Here is a 22,673-nt window from a genome sequence, read left to right on the forward strand (position 1 = left end):
TGTGAGCGGGACTGTGGAGCTTAGAGATTCCAGTGGCGCTGACGGGCTTCAGGCGGCAACGTATCGATGATGTATTGCAGCGGGATCGCCTCGTTCTTGGGTGTGCGCTCGTAGGCGCTGTCGTGGGATGCCGTCTTGGTCTGCCCGAACTTCATGTCGCGGCAGTAGCGGATGCCCCATTCCAGACTTTCAATCACTGCCCGGCTGAGCTTGCTGAAATCCGCATCGCGCAGCGCGGTGAGCGTATCGCCTTTGCGGCGCAGTGCAGCGCGCACAGCGTCGTCATCAAAGCTGCTGAACATCAGCTTCCCGATGAGCACGTTCGTAGCGTCATACGCGGCCTGCGGCACCGGGCCATGGGTTAAGGCGCTGTAGGTCTCGTTGTAAATCTGGCGCCCGTGGTGCTCCAGATGGTGCCTGTCCGCAAAGTAGATCGCCTTGAGGGAGTTGTAGAGATCGCCATCGGGCATGCGCTTGGTAATAAAGATCAATGCCTCCTGGCCGATGGACGCTTCCAGTTGCTGCAATTGCGCAAGGCTTTGGGCTGAAGCGCGTCTAGCAGCCGGAGTCAACTCACCACTGAAGGCCCGCTGCTGTAGCGAGGCAAACAGCGCATCCAGCGCGGCCAGGGCGCGGCGGTGGGTGGCTTTGAGGGCTTCGATGGAGGCGATGCGGGTGGCGAAGGTTTGTTGGAGGGGGAGGGGAGGCAACGGGATGCTCAGTCCGCGCAATATCGCGAGATTGATGTTCTTCTGTGCTGACTCAGGTGCGGATTCTTCGAGGGCCTTCTGTAGAAAAGAAAGCCACACTCGGACGTATTCGACCGTAGCAGGGTCATCTGCTTGAAAGCCCACCACGCTGTCAGGGAAGCAGGCGTCAAAAGTCAAGATTCCTGTTTTTGCGATGTTGGCCGCAATCGTGATGCAAAGCGTTCCTGCTAGCCACATCTTGCTTTGACGTAGCCCTAAGTCTGAATAGGTACTCGTGTAACTGCGTATGTAGCCATCACAGTTAGCAACTTCCCCGGTCTGTACCAGTGGGTGTTTGCCACCGAGAAGCTCAGGAGCGTTGCGTGGGCGATGCTTTGAGATGCCGCGATCAAGCGTGCCAACTTCTCCAAACTTCGGCGTGGGCCACGCCTTCGGATTCGCCACCGGGTCCCCAAACATATCGAGAAAGAGGGACTGGGTGAGGCTGTCGAGCAGGGCCAGGGCGGTGCGGCGTTGGGTTCGGAGGGTTTCGGCTTGGTCGAGGATGGCGGCGATGCGGCGTTGTTCTTCCAGCGGGGGCGGCGGGAAAAGTGACTCAAAAATGATGCGATCAGAAACAGCGGGATAGCTTGCCCCAGTGGCTTTGCTCACCATATCGCCGACAAACGCAGCGGACTTGACCCAATGGAACAAGTAGCTGCCGCTGAGCTTTTCGGGATCAGGGCGCAGAACACAGAACCCGGTGGACGCGGTCGCACCGTTCAAATCATCGGGAACACGCGCCACACCATTCAGATTCGGCCTGACCGTTGAAACCAGAACATCACCAGCTCGCACCAGTTGGCGCGCTCTGCTGGGCGCTTCAGCACAAGCAATCTCGCGTGCTTCTGTAATGGACTTGGTGTCTTGGTCAACTGCACTGAGGTCGATGTAACGGAACTCATCATCTGGTTCTGCGCGCAGTGGGTTCCATGTTTCAACGCGAAGGACGCACGACCCAAGGGGTGTCGATGGATAGGCACTCACTTCAACATCCCCTCCAACACCCCTATCCCCCGCGCAATCTCGTCTTCCAACGCCCGCAGCTCTGCCAAGATCTCCCCCGGCGCCCGGTGCTGCACCTGTGCATGTACCACTTCCTTGTACCGGTTGATGCTCAGGTCATACCCATTGGCCTCAATGTCCGCCTTGGGCACGCAAAAGCTCTGGGCGGTGCGGGGGCGGTCGCGTTCGGTGCCGTTCCGCTGGCCCCAGCGCTCAAGCACGTCGGGCAAGTTGTTTTTGGCGCGCTCTGCTTCTAATAGCTGGTTGCGCCCGTCCACAAAGCCCTGCAGGCCTAAAAGGCTTGCATCCAGCAGGGGCTGGCGCTTGTCGTCCAGGCTCCAGCCGTCGGCTTGCATGTCGTAGAACCACACGCTGTCCGTGCCGCCGCTCATGGTTTTGGTGAAGAGCAGGATAGCGGTGCTGACGCCCGCGTAGGGCTTGAACACGCCGCTGGGCAGGCTGATAACGGCGTCGAGCTTTTGCTCTTCCACCAGCTTGCGGCGCAGTTCCTTGTGGGCTTTGCTGCTGCCAAACAGCACGCCGTCGGGCACGATCACCGCCGCCCGCCCGCCTGTCTTGAGCAGGCGCAGGAACAGTGCCATGAAGAGCAGTTCGGTCTTCTTGGTCTTGACGGTTTGCAGCAGGTCTTTGGCGGTGTTTTCGTAGTCCAGGCTGCCGGCAAAGGGCGGGTTGGCCAAGATGAGGCTGTAGGCCTCGGCGTCGCCCGCAGCGCCTTCGGCCAGCGAGTCGCGGTATGCGATGGCAGGGTGTTCCACGCCGTGCAGCACCATGTTCATGCTGCCAATGCGCAGCATGGTGTTGTCAAAGTCGTACCCGTGGAACATGCCGTGGTGGAAGTGCGCGTTTTGCGCGGGCACGCGCAGCATGTCGGGGTAGGTGCGGCGCAGGTATTCGCCTGCGGCCACTAAAAAGCCGCAGGTGCCTGAAGCGGGGTCGCAAATGGTGTCTTGCGGCGTGGGGGCCGTGAGCGCCACCATCAAGTCGATGAGGTGGCGCGGGGTGCGGAACTGGCCGTTTTGCCCGGCAGAGGCGATCTTGCCGAGCATGTATTCGTACAGGTCGCCCTTGGTGTCGCGCTCGTCCAGCGGAATGGTGTCGAGCAGGTCCACCACCTTGGCGAGCAGGCCGGGCGTGGGGATGGTGAAGCGGGCGCCCTGCATGTGGCGGGCAAAGGAGCTTTCAGCCGCCGGGCCGCCTGAGGTTTGCAGGCCGCGCAGGAAGGGGAAGACCTGGTTGCTGAGCACGTCAAACATCTCGGCCGGGGCCATATTTTTGAAGCGGGACCAGCGCATGTTGTCGTGCGGACGTTCTTGCACATCCACGCCTGCGGGGATAAGGCGCACGGGCTGAGTTTTGAGGCGCAGGGCTTTGTTGTCTTCGCGGGTCTGGTCGCTGTCGAGCGCGCGCAGAAAGAGCAGGTAGGTGATCTGCTCAATGACTTCAATGGGGTTGGCGATGCCGCCGGACCAGAAGGCATTCCAGACTTGATCGACTTTGTTGCGCAGGTCACCGGTGAGCATGGGGGCAGTCTGTGGGGGGCTGTGAGAGAGCCTGAGAGTCTGCCATGCGGAGCTGCGGGGGAGCTGTTGGGGGCCTGGTTTGTGGAATTTTCAAGGATTTTTGGCCCCTGGCGCTTGATAGATAAGCGCTGATAGCTATTTTTTTAATAGCGTTTTGTGGGGTGCCCTTGCGCCGCTGTGTTCCACCTGCCCCGCCGCCAGGTCATCCAATATCGGGCAGTCCGGCCGGTCGTTGCCCTTGCAGCACGACACCAGCGTTTGCAGGCTGCGCTGCATGGCCTGCATCGACGCAATGCGTTCGCTCAGGTCTTCGATGTGGGCCTGGGCGATGCGCTTGACTTGGCTGCTGGCGCGGCTGCGGTCGTGCCACAGGCCCAGCAGTTCGGCGATTTCTTCCATCGAGAAACCCAGGTCGCGGCTGCGGCGGATGAAGTGCAGGGCGTGTACGTCGGCCTCGGTGTACTGGCGGTAGCCGCTGTCGGTGCGTGCCACGCCGCTGATGAGGCCCAGCGATTCGTAGTGTCGCACCATGCGCGCCGAGATGCCCGCGCGCTGGGCAGCGACGCCGATGGGCACGGGCCAGGAGGTGGCGCGGGGCTTCGTAGTGGCCTTGGTGTCGGTGATGCCAGTGCTACCTTTGCTGCCGTTACTTCCGTTGGCGGCTTGGCCCGCCGTGGTCCGCGTGGAGTGGGGCGTGGTCATGGTGTGGCCCTCGCTGGGTGCATGGTGGCGTGGCACTCAGGCCGCGACGGTGTAGCCTTCTTCGGCAATGGCGGCGGCCAGGGCTTCGCGCGGGGCGGTGCTGTCCACGTCCACCTTGCCGCTGGCGCGGTCGATGCGGACCTGGGCGTCGGGGTCGATCTGCTGCACGGCCTGGGTGACGGCGCGTTCGCAGTGGCCGCAGGTCATGCCTTGAACTTGGAAAGTAGTGGTGGTTGTCATGGGGTGTCCTCGGGTTGGTTTTCAAGAGGGCCGTTGAAGCGACCGAAGCGACCGAAGCGAATGTTGAAGCTTGACATCGTGGCAGAGTCAAACCACGTTCAAGACACTCATGATGTGAGGGTTGATCAATATCAATGCTTGACCTTGCCATCACGTCAAGGATCACCATCCTCGCCATGAACACTCCAACTCTCGATTCCTCTGAGGCCGTCCATTCGCTGGACCTCGGCATCTCCGGCATGACCTGCGCAAGCTGTGTGGGCCGCGTGGAGCGTGCGCTGCGCAAGGTGCCGGGCGTGCAGGAGGCTTCGGTCAACCTGGCCACTGAGTCCGCGCGGATTGCCTTCGCCACCAGCGTGGGTGCCGATGCGGCTGCGGTGGAGGCGCTGCTGCGCCGCGCGGTGCGCAACGCGGGCTACGAGCCGCGTGCCGCAGGGCAAGACGATGTGCCCGAAGACCTGTCACCCTGGGCTGGTTTTATGCCCGTGGGCATCGGCCTGCTGCTGTCGGCGCCGTTGGTGCTACCGATGGTCGGTGACCTGTTCGGCCAGCACTGGATGCTGCCCGCCTGGGTGCAGTTCATGCTGGCCACGCCGGTGCAGTTCATCCTGGGTGCGCGCTTTTACAAGGCGGGCTGGCATGCGGCCAAGGCGCTGTCGGGCAACATGGATTTGCTGGTGGCGCTGGGCACGAGTGCGGGCTGGGGCTTGTCGATGTGGCTGTGGCTCACGGCCCATGCAGGACATGCACCGCATTTGTACTTTGAAGCGTCTGCCGTGGTGGTCACGCTGGTGCTGCTGGGCAAGTGGCTGGAGGCGCGCGCCAAGCGCCAGACCACGGCCGCCATCCGCGCGCTGCATGCGTTGCGGCCGGATGTGGTGCATTTGCTGTCCAAGCAGGGCGAGGTGGATGTGCCGGTGGCCGAGGTGCTGGTGGGCGACCGGCTGGTGGTGCGGCCGGGTGAACGCATCCCGGTGGATGGCACGGTGCATGAGGGCCACACGCAGGTGGACGAGTCCATGCTCACGGGCGAGCCCTTGCCGGTGGCCCGCGATGTGGGTGCAGCGCTCACGGGCGGTTCGATCAACGGCGACGGGCGCATCGTGATGGCCGTGACGGCCGTGGGGGCCGAGACGGTGCTGGCCCAGATCATCCGGCTGGTGGAAGACGCGCAGGTGGCCAAGGCGCCCATCCAGCGGCTGGTGGACCAGGTGTCTGCCGTGTTTGTGCCCGTGGTGCTGGTGGTGGCCTTGGCCACGCTGCTGGGGTGGCTGTGGATGGGTGTGGGCATGGAGGCCGCGTTGATCCACGCCGTGGCGGTGATGGTGATTGCCTGCCCGTGTGCGCTGGGCCTAGCCACGCCAGCGGCCATCATGGCGGGCACGGGGGTGGCGGCCAAGAACGGCATTTTGATCAAGGACGCGCAGGCGCTGGAGCTGGCGCACAAGGTGGATGTGGTGGCCTTTGACAAGACGGGCACGCTGACCGTGGGCCAGCCCCGGCTGACGGCGTTTGAGGTGGTGCCCGGCCTGGACGAGGCTGCCGTGATGGCGGCGGTGGCGGCCGTGCAAAGCGGCAGCGAACACCCGCTGGCGCGTGCCGTGGTGGCTGCTTCGGGCGAGCGGCAGATCCGCGTGGCGACAGCACAGGATGTGCGCGCCGTGCCTGGGCGCGGCACTGAGGGTGAGGTGGACGGCCAGAGCTATTTGGTGGGCAGCCTGCGCTGGATGCACGAGCTGGGTGTGGACATGGGGCCATTGGCTGCCAGGGCCGAGACGCTGCAACAGGAAGGCGCCACCGTGTCGGCCGTGGCGCAACGTGTCACGGAAGGGTTGAGCGGCGCCCGGCCGCCCGAAGCCGCGGACGCCCCCTTGGGGGGCAGCGAGGACACGAGAGCGCCGAGCTTGGGGGTGCACTATGTCTTGCGCGCCCTGATGGCCTTTGGCGACGAGCCCAAGCCCGGCGCGCGCGAGGCGCTGGCGGCGCTGAAGGTGCGTGGCATCCGCACCGTGATGATCTCGGGCGACAACCGGGGTGCGGCCGAGGCCATGGCCCGGCGCCTAGGGTTGGACCCCGGCGCGGGCGAGGTGATGGCCGAGGTGTTGCCGGGGGACAAGGCGGCCAAGGTGGCGGCGCTGCAACAGGGCAGCGACGGCAAGCGCCATCATGTCGCGATGGTGGGCGACGGCGTTAACGATGCCCCTGCGCTGGCCGCAGCGGATGTGGGCATGGCGATGGGTAACGGGACGGATGTGGCCATGCATGCGGCGGGCATCACGCTGATGCGCGGCGACCCGATGCTGGTGGCAGCCGCGCTGGACATCTCGCACCGTACGGTGATGAAAATCCGCCAGAACCTGTTCTGGGCGTTTGCGTACAACGTGGCCGGCATCCCGCTGGCGGCGCTGGGCTACCTGAGCCCGGTGGTGGCGGGGGCAGCGATGGCGCTGAGTTCGGTCAGCGTGATGGCGAATGCCCTCTTACTCAAGCGGTGGCGCATGTGATAAATAGGTACGGCGCGGTCATCGATGTCTGGCAAACTGCAACGATTTGTTGCGAATCTGTGGCCCCGGGGGATGGGCGGCGGACGCATTGGCATACCCATATCAAGGACGACAGATCATGAATCTCTTCTCGCTCATGCGGCAGTTCACCATACGTTTGCGCATGCTGGGGGCCATTGGCGTGGTGCTGGGCCTGCTGGGATTGCTGGGGGGTGCGGGCATGCTGGGCATGTTCCGCATCCACGCGATGAGCGAGGACTTCACCAACAACTCCTTCGCCAAGGTGGGCTACATGGCGGAGTTGCGCGGCGAGATGGGGGCCATCCGCCAGTTCGAGAAGGACATGATCATCGGCTACGAAAAGCCGGAGGCCGTGAAGGCCTCGCACGCCAAATGGCTGGAAAGCCAGGACAAGGCCAAGAAGATTGCGGCCAAGTTTCTGGAGGGCGATGAGGATGCCGACAACGTCGTGGTGCGCAACATTGTGAAGCGCCTGGACAGCTACCGCGAACTGTTCGCCCATGTGGCCCGCCAGCTGGAGGCCAGTGGCTACGACACGGCCACCATCGCCAACCGCATGAGCGGCAAGGCCGTGGCCGAATTCGACCAGGCCGACAAGCTGGTGGGAGAACTCGATGCCGTGCTGCGCGCCGATGTCGCCAAGGCCGTGGAGCAGCAGGGCCAGGTGTCCAACGAGACGAAATGGCTGTTTGTGCTGGCCGTGCTGATCACCGTGCTGGTGGTGGTGCCCACCACGCTGATGAACATGAACTCGATCTGCCGCCCCCTGGAAGACGCACGCAAGATGGCGCAGGCCATTGCGGGGGGTGACCTCTCGCAGCACATTGCTGCCGAGGGCAAGGACGAAGTGGCCGACCTGCAGCGTGCGCTGCGCGACATGCAGCAGGGCCTGGGAGCATTGGTGGCGCAAGTGCGCGATGCCAGCGGCAACATCGCCACGGCCAGCCAGGAGATCGCTACCGGCAACCAGGACCTGTCGCAGCGTACCGAGCAGACGGCCAGCAACGCCCAGGAGGCCGTGTCTTCGCTGTCGCAGCTCACCGCCACGGTGCAGCAGACGGCGTCGTCGTCGCAGATGGCCAACCAGCTGGCGGCGTCGGCCTCCAGCACCGCCACGCGCGGTGGTTCGGTGGTGGAGCAGGCTGTGGCCAGCATGCACGAGATCTCTGCGTCGAGCCGCAAGATCGGCGACATCATCGGCCTGATCGACTCCATCGCCTTCCAGACCAACATCCTGGCGCTGAACGCTGCCGTGGAAGCCGCGCGGGCAGGTGAGCAGGGCCGGGGCTTTGCCGTGGTGGCCAGCGAAGTGCGCAGCCTGGCCCAGCGCTCGGCGGCTGCGGCCAGTGACATCAAGGGCCTGATCCAGAGCAGCGTGACGGCGGTGGACGGCGGTGTGCGCCATGTGGAAGACGCGGGCACGGCGATGAAGGACATCGTGAGCAGCGTGCAGCGCGTGGGCGACATCATTGGCGAGATCACGGCGGCTGCGTCCGAGCAGTCGGCCGGCATTGGCCAGGTGAACCAGTCGGTGGGCGAAATCGACCGCATGACCCAGCAGAATGCGGCGCTGGTGGAAGAGTCCGCCGCTGCAGCCGAGTCGCTGCGGGAGCAGGCGGCGCGGCTGTCGCAGGTGGTGCAGCAGTTCCGTCTGGCGGAGGCCATGGGGCATGGCCATCCTGCCCACCGCAGCAGCAGCGTGGCGGCGCCTTATGCAGAGTCTCAGGCGCTGGCTTCCCCCGCGCAGGCGCGGCTGGCACGCTGATCCGGCAACGTTGAGCGCCCCTTTGCTCGCCTTTGCGCGGGCCGGTATCGAAGGCCCTGCAGTGTCGGCTTGCAGGGCCTTTTGCGTTCAGAACGCAGACCAGCTCTTCGCGAGCGGGTGTGCTCGCAGGGCCCTGGGCACTGCAGGGCGCCGCGTGCAGGTCGCTGTCCATTTATTGACCTGCGTCATGGGTGTGCATGGCGCCGCGTGGCACCCTCGGGTTGTGTCTAACCTGGGGAGTGCGCCATGCCATCGATCAGCCTGCGGACCATTCGCGAAGAGCATGCATCGCTTGCGGCCGTGCTCCATTCCTTGCGCCTGATGCTCGACCAGGGCCCGGGCGATGAGCCTGCCGCGTTCTTTGACGTGATGCGGGCCATGCTGTTCTATATCGACGAGTTTCCCGAGCGGCAGCACCACCCCAAGGAATCGCAATGGCTGTTCCCCAAGGTGGCCGAGCGTGCACCCCAGGCCGCCGAGGCCATTGCGCAGCTGGAGCGTGACCACGAAGGCGGCGAGGCGGCAGTGCGCGAGCTGCAGCACCTTTTGCTGGGCTGGGAGCTGATGGGCGATGCACGCCGCGAGGTTTTTGCCGAGGCGCTGCAGCGCTATGTGCGCTTTTACCTGGACCATATGCGCGTGGAAGAAACCGTGGTGCTGCCTGCGGCACAGGAGTGTCTGCAGCCCGGCGACTGGGCGGCCATCGATGCGGCCTTTGCCAGCAACACCAACCCCCTGGCGCCCGGCAAGCCACGTGATGCGGCGTATGACCGCCTGTTCACCCGGATCGTGATGCGGGCGCCCAGCCCTATTGGACTTGGAAGCCCCTCCTGAGTCGTCTGCGGCGCCCTCCCTCTCAAGGGGGACTGCGCGCCAACACACGCCAGCGAAGCGCCGCCCGTGCGGCTCGGCGGCCCCTTGCGCGGCGGCCGCTGGCAGAGCGCTACGCCAGTTGCCGGGGGCGGGGATGACCGCGTCGCAATGCGCGAATCATTTCATGCAATCAGTGCGGGATAGTCCGTATACCCCTCGGCACCACCACCGTAGAGCGTGGCGCGGTTCACTTCGTTGAGCGGTGCGTTGGCTTGCAGGCGCGTCACCAGGTCGGGGTTGGCGATGAAGGGGCGGCCAAAGGCTACGATGTCGGCGCCGTGGGCCAGGGCTGTGTCAGCCAGCTCGCGGGTGTAGGCGTTGTTGACCATCCATGCACCCTGGCCACCGGCTGCACGGTATGCCGTCTTGAGTGCGACGTAGTCAAATGGACGGCCTTCCACCTCGCGCGGGCCGCCGGTGGCGCCTTCGATGATGTGCACATAAGCCAGACCCAACGGGCCCAGCTGGCGCACCACGTAGTCAAACAGCGGCTGGGGGTCCGCGTCCACGATGTCGTTGGCGGGCGTGACGGGGGACAAGCGGATGCCCGTGCGGCCACCGCCGATTTCCTCGACGATGGCGCGTGTCACTTCCAACAGCAGGCGGGCGCGGTTTTCGATGCTGCCGCCGTAGTCGTCGGTGCGCTGGTTGGCACCGGTCTTGAGGAATTGGTCGATCAGGTAACCGTTGGCCGCGTGGATCTCGACGCCATCAAAGCCTGACGCAATCGCATTGCGGGCTGCATGGCGGTAGTCCTGCACGATGCCGGGGATTTCCTCGGCCTTGAGCGCGCGGGGCTCGGAGGTTTCTGTGAAGGTGGGCACGCCTTCTTTGATCAGCACCGTCTTGGTGTGCGCGCGGATGGCCGAAGGTGCCACCGGGTGGGCATTGCCCGGCTGCAGGTCGGTGTGCGACACACGGCCCACATGCCATAGCTGCACCACGATCTTGCCGCCCGCCGCATGCACGGCGTGGGTCACTTTTTTCCAGCCGTCGAGCTGCTCGGTGCCGTACAGGCCGGGCACGTCGGCATAGCCTTGGGCCTGGGGGCTGATGGCCGTGGCCTCGGAGATGATCAGCCCGGCGCTGGCGCGCTGCGCATAGTAGGTGGCGACCAGGTCGGTGGGGATCGCCTCGGGCGAGCGGTTGCGCGTCAGCGGCGCCATGGCAACGCGGTTGGCCAGTTGGAGGTCGCCCGCGCGGATGGGGTCAAACAAAGAGGTCATGGGGCAGGTCCTGAAAAGGTTCGTGCGGAAAAGCAGCCTTGCAGCTTAATGCTGCAGCGCAAAACGTGCAGCACACTGGCGTCGACAAGGGTTCCGGTTTTGTGTTAGCCCATGGCCTAGTGTGGTGTTGAGCGCCTTGCGTGAAAATGGGCCGCTATGTCTGCGCCACTGCCTTTGGCCTTCTCCTTTGCATCTCCGTGGCGCAGCCTGTGGCTGGCGGTGGCTTTGTCGATGGGTGCCGCCCTGTCGCTGGGCATCACGCGGTTTGCCTATGCCTTGCTGCTGCCGCCCATGCGCGAAGACCTGGGCTGGTCCTACACGCTGGCGGGGGCCATGAACACGGTGAATGCCCTGGGCTATCTGCTGGGCGCGTTGGCTACTCCCTGGCTCTTGCGGCGCCTGGCCCCGGGTGCCGTGCTGATGGTGGGTGCGGTGATGGCCACGGTGTTCATGGGCTTGAGCGGATTCTTCACGCAGGCGGCGCCGCTGCTGGTGCAACGCTTGCTGGCGGGTGGGGCCAGTGCCCTGGTGTTCATTGCGGGGGGCCTGCTGGCGGCGCGGCTGGGGGCCCAGGTGCCGGGACGCAGCGGCTTGTTGCTGGGCCTGTACTACGGCGGCACGGGTTGGGGCATCAGCCTGTCGGCCCTGCTGGTGCCAGCGGTGTTGGCAGTGGCCCCTGCGCCGCACAGTTGGACCTGGGCGTGGTGGGCGTTGGCGCTGGCCTGCGTGGGGGCCACGGCGGCATTGCTGTGGCCCGCACGGGTGTTGAGCGGTTTGGCAGCGCCCGTGGCCGGCGGAGCCGGGGCAACATCCGCAGCCGCATTGCCCGAGCGGGTGCGCTGGCGGGCACTGGCCCCCGCGTTGCTGGGCTATGGCCTGTTTGGCGTGGGCTACATCGGCTACATGACCTTTGTGGTGGCCCTGTTGCGTGATCAGGGCCGGGGTGCGGGCGAGGTGACACTGTTTTATGCCTTGCTCGGGCTGGCCGTGGTGGTGTCATCGCGCGTCTGGGCCGGGCTGCTGGACCGCAGCCATGGTGGCGAAGCACTGGCGCGGCTGAATGCGCTGCTGGGTGTGGCCACCATCCTGCCTGCGCTGACGGGGGCCTGGCCGGTGGTGCTGGCCTCGGGCCTGTTGTTTGGTGGGGTGTTTTTGTCGGTGGTGGCGTCTACCACGGCCCTGGTGCGGCACAACCTGCCGCAGGCGCTGTGGGCCAGCGGTATCAGCGCCTTCACCATCGTCTTCGCGGCCGGCCAGATCGTCGGGCCCACGGTGGTCGGCTGGATCGCCGACGGCCCCGGCGGCCTGGCGCGCGGGCTGGTGTTCTCGGCCTGCGCGCTGTGGGTGGGGGCGCTGGTGGCTTCGCGCCAGCGCCCGCTCTAGCGTTACTTCAGCAAACCTTCGGCTTTCATCGCCGCTTGCACGGCAGGACGTGCGCCCACGCGATCCCGGTAAGCCGCCAGATTTGCCAGGCCGGAGATGTCCAGGTTGGTCGGTTTCGTCCAGCTGGTCACAGTGAACAAATAGCCATCGGCCACGGTGAATTGATCACCCATCAGGTACTGCTTGCCCGCTAGCTGGCTGTCCACCCACTGCAGCCGATCCAGCAGCTTTTCGCGGGCCATGGCTTTGTACTCCTCGGGTGTGGCCGGGTTGAACAGCGGGCTGAAGCCGCGGTGCAGCTCCATGCCGGTGAAGGTCAGCCACTCTTGCAGGCGGTAGCGCTGCAGCGTGCCGTTTTGCGGCGCGAGCATTTTCTGAGGCACCTGGTCGGCGATGTACTGCACGATGGCCGGGCCCTCGCGCAGGCGGGTGCCGTCGTCCAGTTCCAGCATGGGCACGTAGCCCAGTGGGTTGATGCCGTAGTAGTCGGTGCCGTCTTGCAGCTTGTGGCTCTTGGTGCTGGCCAGCACCGGCGTGAAGGCGAGGCCTGCTTCGTGCAGGGCGATGTGCGGGGACAGGGAACAGGCGCCGGGCGAGTAGTACAGCTTCATGGAGGATCCTTCGGGAGTAGTCAGGAGGCACCGATCCTATGCCTTGGGCGCGTTCGCTGCTGGCAGATTCTTTTTCCCCCGTGGGAGGGCCTTAGCTGTCGTACCCCGGCGCCTCGCGCTGCACCTTGCGCAGCAGCGCTGGCCAGGCAAACGCACCGCCCAACCCACCGGTCTGCACGCGCATGGCCTGCGCCACGCCGCTCACGATCTGTGGGTTCACGGAGGTCAGTTCACCACCGGTCTGGGCGTCGATCTGGATGCGGCAGGTGTTCTCGAAGGTATACATCGACAGGAACGCATCGGCAATGGTCTTGCCCACGGTGAGCAGGCCGTGGTTGCGCAGCATGAGGAAGTTGGCCTCGCCCAGGTCGGCCTGCAGGCGCGGCTTTTCCTCGTCGCGAAAGGCTACGCCCTCGTATTCGTGGTACGCCAGCGAGCCCAGCACGAAGGTGCTCTGCTGGCTGATGGGCAGTACGCCGCCCTTCTGCGCGCTAACGGCCACACCGGCGCGGGTGTGGGTGTGCAACACGCAGCCCGCATCGGGCCGCGCCTCGTGCACGGCGCTGTGGATGACGAAGCCCGCCGGGTTCACGGGAAAGGGCGATTCGTGCAGCTTGTTGCACAACATGTCCACCTTGATCAGGCTCGACGCCGTGATCTCTTCGAACATCAGGCCGTAGGGGTTGATGAGGAACTGGTGCTCCGGGCCCGAGACTGACTCGGGCAGCTTGGCGCTGATGTGGGTGAAGACCAGGTCGCTCCAGCCATAGAGCGCAACGAGCCGGTAGCAGGCGGCCAGGTCGCAGCGCAGCTGCCATTCTTCGGGGCTGACGCTTTCTTGCAGGGAGGGAATGTTGAGCATGGTGGTGTCTCCGGTTTTTGTAGGGGTGGGAGACGCCACTGTAGGGCGGTGTTGCGCCAGGGTCTGTCAGGCAGGCTACACCTGACGCACTTCGGGGCCGCTTGGCGGCCCTGTGGCCCAGGAGCAGCCAAGCACGGGTCTGGCCGTGACGTGGAACGGCGGTGCCGGGTCCCTGCTGGCGCAGGGACCGGCAACCCGGCCTTGTCGGGCAGCAGGCGTAGGCGTGTCTGGGCCGCCTATGCGCCCGGTGCCGGTGCGTCAGTACCGCTGCCGCTGCCGAAGTTGCTGCCGTCCCAGCCAGGCCAATCCCAGCGCAGCGAGGGCCAGCATCCAGGGGTCGTTGACCGGAATCGTGGCAGTGGCCGCGACGCTGATGTTCAGCGTGATGACTGAGGACAGGCCGTTGGCATCCGTGACCCGGATGACCAGGATGTAGTTGCCCAGGGTGGTGGGTGTGCCAGTCAGCATGCCGCTGGCGCTGAGTGACATGCCCGGTGGCAAGGCGCCCGAGTTGATGACAAAGGTGTAGGGGCCTGTTCCTCCCGTCACCTGGATCTGTCCGCTGTACGGCGTGTTGACGACGAGTCCGGGTGGCGGGGTGATGACCAGCGCACTGGTCACGGCGCCCGTGCCTGTCAGGTCCAACTCGCGGCCCAGGAAGTCGGACACCGTGATGGTGAAGCTGTAGGCCGCCGCTGTGGTGGGGGTGCCCGTGAGGGCGCCGCCAGCCGACAGGCTCAGGCCGGCAGGTAGCATGCCGGTGCTGACCAGGAACTGGTACGGCGCCACGCCATTGCTGCCCACGAAGGTCACGCTGTACGGCACGCCCTGTACCGGGACGGGAATGGTGGAGGGCGTGACGTTGATGCTCTGGGCTGCGGCTGCAGCACTCCACAACAGCAGGCCGACGGCCCCTGCTCCCGCAAGGAGGTGCCGGCACCAGGTGGCTGCAGCCCGCGCTGCGCGGGCCATCATCGCGCGCCTCCGCGATTGCGTTCAAGCTGCCGTTCCAGGGCCGAGAGGCGTTCCGCCAGGGCCAGGAGTTCCTCATCCTTGGCGGCCAGCTTCTGGTGCAAGGCCTGGACCGTGGCGGCCGCAAGGCCTGCGACATCGCTGGGCGCCAGCGTCTGCGGGCTTGCTCCCACCTTGAAGCGGTGGTGCACATCCTCGGCCATGGGCCCCAGGTGCAGGCTGGCGTTGAGGTCGCTCAGATAGCGCCAGGCATACAGCGGCAGGTTCAACACTTCGCCGAGGACGGTGTGGACCGGGGCGGGGCTGATGTCGTGTTTGAGCGTACGGCTGGAGCCCTGGCTGAGCGTGCCGGCCACCACCAGGCCGCCGCCTGCCTGCATCGACAGCGCATTGCTGCCGCTGCCACTGGGGGCAAGGCTCCAGGCGGTGGCGCTGGCGTGCTGGGTCCAGTAGGCGGTGCCCGTGCCATGCGCAAGGCGCGCTGCGATGGCGCCGTTGTTCTGCAGCTCCATCTGCACGCGCGCGGCAGAGGCAGCGGTCGTCGTGTTGTCGACCAGCAAGGTGCCGGAGCCGTCGGCGCGCCGGAGGTTCAGCGATGCCTGGGGGCGCGGAGTCCCCATGCCGACGTTGCCATTGCCGGCAATGTCGAGGCTGGAATGTGGGGCCCCGGGGCGGATGCGCAGGGGCAGGCGCGAGCCGCCCGTGACGTCGCGCACGAAGAAATTGGCCTCGTTGCCGGCAATGTCCCAGGTCTGGGCCGTGAAGCCGCTGACGTTGCTCTGCTCTTGCCGCAACCCCGGCGTGTCGTTGGACACCACATGCAGGTCCAGCACGGGCACGGCCGTGCGGATGCCCACGCGCCCCTGCGGGTCTACGTAGAGGCTGTTGGCCGGTGCGCCGGCCTGCCAGCGCGCGGGGAACTTGGCGCCCGTGACATCTTCGATGCCCATGAAGCTGGCCCCGCCGCTAGCGCTGTCATTGGCGACCAGGGTCCACCGGTTGTTGGGAAACGGTGCAATCCGGGTGTCCCAGAAACCGATGCGGGTGTTGTTCTCCTTCAGCCGCAGGGTGTCGTCGCCAAAACCCTCGCCGTTGACGCAGTCGAATCCCGTGCAGACGCTGCCCTGGACGATGTGGTCGTCGGCGACCACCTGGTCCTTGGTGGCCAGGCGCGTGCGGGCGCTGGCCTGTGCTGCGGACCGGGTGGTGGGCACACCGGTGGTGGTGCTGTCGTCCGCCGCACCGACCTCGCCCCGGGGCGGCACATCCGGTGGCAGCACAAAGGCACCGCCCGCCACGGACACGTTGCCGCTGAACATGGCGCCACCGGGGCCCACGGGTGCGGCCGGAACCAGGGCCGCAGTGGCATCGTCGGTCCGCACGGCGCTGGTGGTGGGGGCGAGCGTCAGCTCGTAGGTGTAGCGCCCGTCAGGCAGGGGGGTGTCCTGCAGCGAGAACACCAGCGGGCTGCGCAGCACGATGTCTTGCCGTGGCGCCTCGCCGTCGCGCGCGATGCGCAGCACAGCGCGACCATGGGGCGCGGCGGGGGTCCACTCCAGCCGTTGGGCCAGGAGGCGGGCGGTGATTGCGGCAGCAGCGGGCCCGTCGCCCGGTTGTTGTGCCTGCACGCTCTGGCACAGCAGCGACGCTGCGAGCGCGGTAGCCATCAGCAGGGCCGCGGCGCGGGGCTGCTGCCGGCACTGCAGGGGGGTGTGGTGGTAGGGCATGGCTGGCAACCCCCTTAGCGCGCAGGCTTGGCGGGGGTCGCCATCTGCGCTTCGAGCAGGGAGATGCGGGCCCTGATTGCTGTGATGTCTGCTTCGCGCTCGGTCACCTTGCGGGCGAGTTCCTGCACGGCCCCCAGGGTCACGCCAGCGAGGTCGCCGGGAGCGAGGCTCTTGTCGTCCTGGCCGAGCTGGAAGATCTTGCGAAAGTCCTCGGCCATGGGGCCAACGTGGCGTTCCTGCGTGGGGCTGGACTTGTAGCGCCAGTGGTAGAGCGGCAGGCTCAGCACTTTTTCCAGCAAGGTGGTGCCATTGACGGGCTCGATGCCCGTCTTGAGTGTGCGGCTGGAGCCGGTGCTCAGCGTGCCGGTGATTGCCAGGTTGCCGTTCGCCGCCAGCGTGAACTGCGGTGTGCCTGCGCCCTGCGTGGCCAGGGTGAGGGCCGTGCCGGCGGTCATGTCCCAGCCGGTGGCCGAGGCCGTGGTGAAGCGCAGCGTGGCGGGGCCGTTGTTGGCCAGGTTCAGCAGGGTGCGCTGGGCGGCTGTGCCGTTGGTCTCTTGCACCAGGACCTGGGCGGTGCCGTCGTTGCGCATGACGTGCAGTGCGGCGGTCGGCGATGCGATGCCCAGGCCGACATTGCCCGACGCGGCAATGTCCAGGCTGCTGGTGGGTGCTCCAGGGCGGATGCGCAGCGGCAGACGCGATCCGCCGGTGAGGTCGCGCACAAAGAAGTTGGCCTCGTTGGAGGCGATGTCCCAGGTCTGCGCCGCGAAGCCGCCCGCCGAGGATTGCTCCAGGCGGACCCCTGGCGTGTCGCCCGTCAGGGCGTGCACGTCCAGCACGGGCGTGGCGGTGCGCAGGCCCAGGTCGCCGCCGGAGCTGACGTAGAGGCTGTTGGTGGGGGCCCCAGCACTGACGGTGAAGACCTGGTTGCCGGAGGTCGCGTCCTCGATAGCGAGGTAGGAGGCGCCGCCCGAGGCGGTGTCGTTGGCCTTGATCCGCCAGTCGTTGCTGGGAAAGGCACCGACGCTCGTGTCCTGGAAGTGGATGATGGGATTGGCTCCCTTCAGCCGCACCGTGTCAAAACCGAAGGACTCGTTGTTGACGCAGTCGAGGCCCGCGCACAGGCTGCCCTGCACGATCAGGTCGTCGGCGACGACCTGATCCTTGGTGGAGAACGTGGTGGCCGCCGACTTGGTGCGCGGTGCGGGCGCGCTGGACTCGGAGCCGCCCACCACGAGCTGGCCCTGGGCCACGACAAAGGAGCCGGACACGATGCGCTGGTGCATGGTGGCCTGGGCCTGTGCGGGATCCATGACGAGCGGAGGATCCAGGCTCAGCTCATAGAAATAGCGCCCGTCGGCCAGGCCCGCCCGCTGGGGCTCCAGCACGATCGGGGCGCGTGGGAACGCCAGGTCGGTGGTGGTGCCGTCAGGGCTTGCCAGTCGCAATTTGCCCGTCCCGTGGGGGGTGTTGGCGGTCCAGATGATGCGCTCGGGCTGGCGCGTCGTGGTGATGGACGCAACGGGAGCTTGGGCGGCGCACGTGGCGCCGACGAGGCTCACCATCAGGGCCATCGCGGTTCGGTGCAGGAAGTTCATGGCGGTGGTCTCACAAGCGGTGGAAGCGCACGGGAACGTTGGCAAGGCATCTTTGCGACGCCAGTTACCCATGGAAACACTTGAGTTTGAGTGACCTGGACTGTCGAGTCAATCCGGAATTGCGCAAGGGAGAGGGGTTGGGGCCCTACCGCTCCCGAGCGCCAAGGGGCGGTAGGCCGCACGCCGGCCCCTGTGCCGCGTCGGGAGTGTCAGCCCGCTTCTGGAATCGGCGCGCGCATCCCGGCGTTCACCAGGTTCCACGCGTTGATCACGGCGACGGCAAAGCTCAGCTCGGAGATTTCCGTCTCGTTGAACACCGCTTGCAGCTTTGCGAATTCCTCATCGCTCGCATCGCTGTGGGGTGTGGCGGTGATGATTTCGGCCCAGCGGAAGGCGGCGCGTTCACGCTCGCCGAAGAAAGGCGCCTCACGCCAGCCGGCCACGGCGTTCAGGTGGCGCGGGTCCATGCCGTCCTTGACCAGGTAGGTCCAGTGCATGTCCATGCAGTACGCGCAGCCGTTGATCTGCGAAACGCGCAGAAACACCAGCTCGGCCAGGCGGGCGCCCAGCGGGCCTTTCTTGATGGTTTCCGACAGGCTCACCAGGCCCATGAAGGCCTTGGAAGACAGCTTGTGATAGGGCAGGCGGGCGGTGTGTTGGGTGGTCGATGGCATGGCAGATCCTTGGGTGTAAGTGGCAATGGCCTGGGGTTGAAAACGTTGGGCATGAAGGCTGCGGTGGTGTTGCTGCCTTTCATACCGGTTAGACGTTGCCGGGTCTGCTGCTGTGACACGGGGCCCCAAAAATCCTCAAAATGATTTCACTCCAGCGTGGCCGGGATGCCCACCAGCTTGTCAGGGTTGCGCACCGCATAGATGGCCACGATGCGCTCGCCATCCGTCACAAATGCCTGGGCCGATTCGAGTTGGCCATCCACATAGCGCAGCAGGCCGGGCTCGCCATTGATGAGCGCCATGCGGTAGACCACCAGCGCCCCCAGGCGGCGGAACTGCGCCCAGTACAGGTTGGCGATGCGGAACGGCCCCACCAGCGGCTTGGGGAACGATGGCACCTTGCCGCCGCCGTCGCCAATCAGCTGCGCGTCTTCGCTGAGCAGCGCCTCGATGGCGTTGCGGTCGCCGCTTTGGGCGGCCAGCATGAAGCGCTGCAGCAGCTGGTGGTGCACGGCCTGCGGCACCTCGAAGCGCGTGCGCGCCTGCTGCACGCGCTCGCTGGCGCGGTGCACCATCTGGCGGCAGCTGGCCTCGCTCTTGCCCAGCTGCGCGGCGATCTCGGGGTAGTCGTAGTCGAACACCTGGCGCAGCAAAAACGCCGCGCGCTCTTCCGGCCCCAGACGCTCCAGCACATACATAAATGCCACCGACAGCTCCCCCGCCAGTTCGGCGGCCGATTCGGGGGTGTTGTGGTGCAGCGCATCGCCGGTGGTGTTGTCATGCAGCTCCACCAGTGGTTCGGGCAGCCACCAGCCCACATAGGCCTCGCGCTCGGCCTTCAGGGCCCGCAGCCGGTCAATGGCCAGCCGCGTGACCACCGTCACCAGCCAGGCCTCGGCCGACTGCAGCACGGTGGGGTCCTGGCGGCTCCAGCGCAGCCAGGCGTCCTGCAGCACATCCTCGGCATCGGCGCGCACGCCGAGCATGCGGTAGGCAATGCCGAAGAGGCGGGGGCGCAGGGTGGTGAAGGGGTCGGTGGCGGTAGGTGCGGGGTTCGTGGTCATGGCGGTGGCGTGCGGCAGGCAGGAGTGTGGGAAGACGGTTCCGTGGTCCTGCACAGACGTTGGAGGCAGCGGTTGTGTGACAGAGCAGCCTTGATTGCTTCTGTTTTGATAGCTTTTGGCGTTTGTCAGTAAAGCGCAGGAGGCATTTTTGAGTAGAGCCGAAGACGGGGAGGGATGATCATGTTGTACGCAACCGGGCGTGCGCAGGCAACCCCCGCGCGGGGTTCATGACAGGGAAGGGACGGCCCGCGGAAAGGCCCGCGGCGCCCTGGCCGGGCCGTCATTGCGCCGGGCTGCGCAATGGTTCACAGTGCGGGTTTTCATCCCGCAAGCCAAGGAGCGCAGCATGGCCCATGCATTGAACTGGTTCGAGATCCCCGTGACCGACTTCACCCGCGCCAAGACCTTCTACGAGACGGTGTTGGGCATCACCGTCGCACCCATGGCCATGGGGCCGACCACGATGGGGATGTTGTCCTCCGACCCCGCCGCCGTGGGCGGTGCCCTCGTGCAGGCCGAGGGCAGCCTACCCTCGCAGAACGGGACGATGGTGTATCTCAATGGCGGAGACGACCTGGCCCCGATGCTGGCGCGCGTAGCGCAGGCGGGTGGGGCGGTGGTGGTGCCGAAGACGGAAATTGGCAACGACTTCGGCTTCTTTGCCCATTTTGTGGACACCGAGGGCAACAAGGTCGGGCTTCACTCGATGAAGTAGCGGGCACCCGGCCAGACGGAAAGGGGACCGGCTACGCCACCGGTTCGCCAACACTCTCCGGCTGGGTCAGCCGCTCCAGCCGCGTCAGATACGCCAGTGCCTGATCGTTGCTCGCACCGCACATCTCCACCGACGGCATCAGCCCCCCGCACACCGCCGGTCGCTCGGGCTGCCCAAAAATGCGGCAGCGCGCATCGTCCCCCAGTTGAATACACCGCACCCCCGCAGGCTTGCCCTGTGGCATGCCCGGTATGGGTGAGCTGATGGAGGGGGCGGTGCAGCAGGCGCCGCAGCCGGGGCGGCAGTTCATGGATGATTGCTATTGTTTGTATAGCTGCTAGTGCTTATCCGTAAAGCGCTAGAGGCTATTTTGACTCAAATTTTTGCGCTCACTGGCCTGCGGCAGCATCGCCGTGCAGCCGGCTGGATGCCCACAGCACCTGGTCCACCACAGCGCGCACGCGGTCGCGGTGGGCGGGCTGGATGAGGGCGCCGCTGTCGTCAAACGCGCTGCCGGCCGAGCCCAGCGCAAACGCCTTGGGTGCGAGCCAGCATTCGGCGTTGATGAGCAGCGGGGCCAGGTGGCTTTGTGAGCGCAGGCCGCCCAGGGCGCCGGGCGAGGCGCTGAGCATGCCCACCACCTTGCCGCGAAAGCTCTTGCCGCCGTCTTGCCAGTCAGGGTTGCCTTTGACGGGGCTGGAGGCCCAGTCGATGGTGTTCTTGAGCAAGGCGGTGTAGCTGCCGTTGTATTCGGGCGAGCAGATCACCCAGGCGGGGTGTTGCCACAAAATCTCTTTGAGCCGGATCACGTCGGCCGGTGTGCCCTGGGCTTCGAGATCTGCGTTGTACAGCGGGATGTCGAAGTCCGACAGCTCCAGCAGCGTGACGGTGGCACCCGCATCGCGTGCGATGGCGGCGGTGGCGTGGGCCAGTTTGCGGTTGAAGGATTGCTGGCGCGTGCTGCCGGCAAAGATGAGGAGGGAGGAGGGGGAGGTGGTCTGGGGCATGGTGCCTGCGATTGAATCACAGGCGGGCGGCAGGAATCCTGCAAGCGGGGCGTGCTGAACGGGGTTTTGTGTCGCGGCTCCACGGTGGTGAGGGCAGGCTGTGCGGCGATCTACGTGCGACGACCGGCCAGCCGCCCCACCAGCGTTCCCAGCGCTGCCGCAAAACACCCCACGCTGAGCAGCGCACGCCACAGATTGGCGGCATTCCACTGGTCGCGCACCTGGAGCCAGTCGTTGGGCAGGGCCTGGGGGTTCCAGGCTTCGGTGGTGTGGTTGAGCGGCAGGTTGACCTGCTGGGTGAAGAACACGATGCCCAGCAGGTAGGCCGCGCCGACCAGGGCCAGCAGGCGCCACCACAGCGCGCGGTGTTCACGCCAGGCCGTGGCTATCGCCAGCGCGCACCACAAGGGTGGGCCAAAGAACAGCACAAAGAACAGGGCGTGCCGCACGTTGCGGTTGAAGGCGGACTGCACCGTGGCGTAGGTCGCGCCGTCCATCTGCAACATGGCCAGGTTGACGTTGGCGCTGTAGGTGCCGAAGAACCCGGCCATGAGGCCCAGCCACAACACGGCGAAGGCATGGGGTATGAGGGAGAGCCGGGCAGGCGTGTTGTGGGGGTGTGGGGCGGTGGTCATGGGGGCGGGCCTTTGGGGAGATGCCCGCACTCTGCCGATGGCCCGTGCCCTGCGCCTTATCCTTTGATAAGAGCGGCTCACAAAACTCCCCTGGGGTCGTTGTTCCGTCTTGTCGTACTGCTTGTGCTGCCTGCGACGGAACGCCTAGCCAGGGCCGCTGCGCTGAGTTTTGTTAGCCGCTCTAAGCCCCATCTCGCTGCGCAGGCGCGACAGCGAGACGTCGGTCACGCCCAGGTACGACGCCAGGTGCTTGAGGGCGATGCGCTCGGCCCATTGCGGGTGTTGCTCCAGCAAGCGGGTGTAGCGCTGGCGGGCGCTGAGTTGCAGAAATTCCTGCTCGCGCTGCATCTTGCCGTCGAGCAGGGCGCAGAGTACCCGGTGCTCCAGGGCGGTCCACGGTGCCCAGCCCGCGCTGGGCAGCGGTTCACCTGGATCGACGGGGAAGGGCAGGGCCCACACCACGCTGTCTTCCAATGGTTCCACGTGAAACATCACCGGCTGCTGGCGCAGCGTGGGGGTGATGGGCCAGCACAGGGCGCCGTCCAGAAAGAAGTTCTTGTTGGACTCGGCCCCGTCGCGGTCCAGGTAGTACAGCCGCAGCGCACCGCGCTCCACCCACCACAGGTGCCGCCAGTGTTCGCCGGCTCGCAGCAGGGGCTGGCCGCGCTCCAGCACGCGCCGTTCGGCACGAGCCCACCAGGCCTCTATGGCCAGAGGCGGGGCGCCAAGCAACTCGGTCAGGAAGAGGGTGAGGGGGCTGGAAACAGACACGGCCTGCGCAAAGTGGGAAAATCGCGGG

Annotated in this window: 21 protein-coding genes; 5 read left to right on the forward strand and 16 right to left on the reverse strand. The window is 66.1% G+C overall.

The features are described from left to right. Positions 1–20 precede the first annotated feature (20 nt). The 4 genes from ARADN35_RS27030 to ARADN35_RS0119280 form a co-directional block, all read right to left on the reverse strand. The gene (locus tag ARADN35_RS27030) at positions 21–1,736 is read right to left on the reverse strand and encodes a restriction endonuclease subunit S (RefSeq protein WP_139019213.1); all 1,716 of its coding nucleotides are present in this window, start codon (positions 1,734–1,736) and stop codon (positions 21–23) included. Continuing rightward, a complete protein-coding gene (locus tag ARADN35_RS0119270; RefSeq protein WP_010465056.1) occupies positions 1,733–3,295 on the reverse strand; it encodes a type I restriction-modification system subunit M in 1,563 nt (520 codons plus the stop codon). Before ARADN35_RS0119270 ends, ARADN35_RS27030 begins: the two co-directional genes overlap by 4 nt. 135 nt (positions 3,296–3,430) lie before the next feature. Continuing rightward, positions 3,431–3,997, reverse strand: coding sequence for a Cu(I)-responsive transcriptional regulator (gene cueR, locus ARADN35_RS0119275; RefSeq protein WP_081474682.1), 567 nt, complete (start codon positions 3,995–3,997; stop codon positions 3,431–3,433). 36 nt (positions 3,998–4,033) lie between these two features. Continuing rightward, positions 4,034–4,237, reverse strand: coding sequence for a heavy-metal-associated domain-containing protein (locus tag ARADN35_RS0119280; protein ID WP_029414201.1), 204 nt, complete (start codon positions 4,235–4,237; stop codon positions 4,034–4,036). A gap of 176 nt (positions 4,238–4,413) precedes the next feature. Here ARADN35_RS0119280 and ARADN35_RS0119285 point away from each other — a divergent pair, with 176 nt between their 5' ends. The 3 genes from ARADN35_RS0119285 (at position 4,414) to ARADN35_RS0119295 (ending at position 9,361) form a co-directional block, all read left to right on the forward strand. Next, positions 4,414–6,741: a heavy metal translocating P-type ATPase gene (locus ARADN35_RS0119285; protein WP_029414202.1), complete on the forward strand. Its 2,328-nt coding sequence runs from the start codon at positions 4,414–4,416 to the stop codon at positions 6,739–6,741. Between the two features lie 118 nt (positions 6,742–6,859). After that, the gene (locus ARADN35_RS0119290) at positions 6,860–8,527 is read left to right on the forward strand and encodes a methyl-accepting chemotaxis protein (RefSeq protein WP_010465065.1); all 1,668 of its coding nucleotides are present in this window, start codon (positions 6,860–6,862) and stop codon (positions 8,525–8,527) included. A gap of 246 nt (positions 8,528–8,773) precedes the next feature. Beyond that, positions 8,774–9,361, forward strand: coding sequence for a hemerythrin domain-containing protein (locus tag ARADN35_RS0119295; RefSeq protein ID WP_010465066.1), 588 nt, complete (start codon positions 8,774–8,776; stop codon positions 9,359–9,361). Positions 9,362–9,522: 161 nt separating this feature from the next. Here the strand turns inward: ARADN35_RS0119295 and ARADN35_RS0119300 are convergent, their stop codons facing one another. Then, on the reverse strand, positions 9,523–10,626 hold the full coding sequence (locus tag ARADN35_RS0119300) for an alkene reductase (RefSeq protein ID WP_010465068.1): 1,104 nt from the start codon (positions 10,624–10,626) through the stop codon (positions 9,523–9,525). 156 nt (positions 10,627–10,782) lie between these two features. Here ARADN35_RS0119300 and ARADN35_RS0119305 point away from each other — a divergent pair, with 156 nt between their 5' ends. Next, a complete protein-coding gene (locus ARADN35_RS0119305) occupies positions 10,783–12,009 on the forward strand; it encodes a YbfB/YjiJ family MFS transporter (protein WP_010465070.1) in 1,227 nt (408 codons plus the stop codon). Between the two features lie 2 nt (positions 12,010–12,011). Here ARADN35_RS0119305 and gstA read toward each other — a convergent pair whose 3' ends face one another. The 7 genes from gstA to ARADN35_RS0119350 form a co-directional block, all read right to left on the reverse strand. Continuing rightward, positions 12,012–12,620 (reverse strand): glutathione transferase GstA, encoded by a 609-nt coding sequence (gstA, locus tag ARADN35_RS0119310; protein ID WP_010465072.1) that lies wholly within the window; start codon positions 12,618–12,620, stop codon positions 12,012–12,014. Positions 12,621–12,711: 91 nt separating this feature from the next. Continuing rightward, positions 12,712–13,482, reverse strand: a complete 771-nt coding sequence (locus ARADN35_RS0119315; protein ID WP_010465074.1) for a class II aldolase/adducin family protein — start codon at positions 13,480–13,482, stop codon at positions 12,712–12,714. A 258-nt stretch (positions 13,483–13,740) separates the two neighbouring features. Beyond that, positions 13,741–14,457: an Ig domain-containing protein gene (locus ARADN35_RS0119320; protein ID WP_010465076.1), complete on the reverse strand. Its 717-nt coding sequence runs from the start codon at positions 14,455–14,457 to the stop codon at positions 13,741–13,743. Then, positions 14,454–16,181, reverse strand: coding sequence for a tail fiber domain-containing protein (locus ARADN35_RS27035; protein WP_010465078.1), 1,728 nt, complete (start codon positions 16,179–16,181; stop codon positions 14,454–14,456). Before ARADN35_RS27035 ends, ARADN35_RS0119320 begins: the two co-directional genes overlap by 4 nt. A 14-nt stretch (positions 16,182–16,195) precedes the next feature. Then, positions 16,196–17,779 (reverse strand): tail fiber domain-containing protein, encoded by a 1,584-nt coding sequence (locus ARADN35_RS27040; RefSeq protein ID WP_050812554.1) that lies wholly within the window; start codon positions 17,777–17,779, stop codon positions 16,196–16,198. A 209-nt stretch (positions 17,780–17,988) separates the two neighbouring features. Further along, complete coding sequence (locus tag ARADN35_RS0119345; protein WP_010465082.1) at positions 17,989–18,453, reverse strand: carboxymuconolactone decarboxylase family protein; 465 nt, start codon at positions 18,451–18,453, stop codon at positions 17,989–17,991. A gap of 146 nt (positions 18,454–18,599) precedes the next feature. Continuing rightward, a complete protein-coding gene (locus ARADN35_RS0119350; RefSeq protein ID WP_010465084.1) occupies positions 18,600–19,517 on the reverse strand; it encodes an RNA polymerase sigma-70 factor in 918 nt (305 codons plus the stop codon). 346 nt (positions 19,518–19,863) lie between these two features. Between ARADN35_RS0119350 and ARADN35_RS0119355 the strand changes: the two genes are divergently transcribed. Then, positions 19,864–20,232, forward strand: a complete 369-nt coding sequence (locus ARADN35_RS0119355; RefSeq protein WP_010465086.1) for a VOC family protein — start codon at positions 19,864–19,866, stop codon at positions 20,230–20,232. 31 nt (positions 20,233–20,263) lie between these two features. Here ARADN35_RS0119355 and ARADN35_RS26600 read toward each other — a convergent pair whose 3' ends face one another. From ARADN35_RS26600 to ARADN35_RS0119380, 4 genes are all read right to left on the reverse strand, one after another. Next, complete coding sequence (locus ARADN35_RS26600; RefSeq protein ID WP_035197512.1) at positions 20,264–20,542, reverse strand: YkgJ family cysteine cluster protein; 279 nt, start codon at positions 20,540–20,542, stop codon at positions 20,264–20,266. Between the two features lie 79 nt (positions 20,543–20,621). Then, entirely contained in the window at positions 20,622–21,239 is a 618-nt protein-coding gene (locus ARADN35_RS0119370; RefSeq protein WP_010465089.1) for an NADPH-dependent FMN reductase, read from the reverse strand. 110 nt (positions 21,240–21,349) lie between these two features. Then, complete coding sequence (locus tag ARADN35_RS0119375) at positions 21,350–21,874, reverse strand: anthrone oxygenase family protein (RefSeq protein WP_010465091.1); 525 nt, start codon at positions 21,872–21,874, stop codon at positions 21,350–21,352. 144 nt (positions 21,875–22,018) lie between these two features. Continuing rightward, on the reverse strand, positions 22,019–22,645 hold the full coding sequence (locus tag ARADN35_RS0119380; RefSeq protein ID WP_100199457.1) for a Crp/Fnr family transcriptional regulator: 627 nt from the start codon (positions 22,643–22,645) through the stop codon (positions 22,019–22,021). Between the last annotated feature and the right edge of the window lie 28 nt (positions 22,646–22,673).

This window comes from Acidovorax radicis N35, assembly GCF_000204195.1.
In the GTDB taxonomy this organism is placed as follows: Bacteria; Pseudomonadota; Gammaproteobacteria; order Burkholderiales; family Burkholderiaceae_C; genus Acidovorax; species Acidovorax radicis.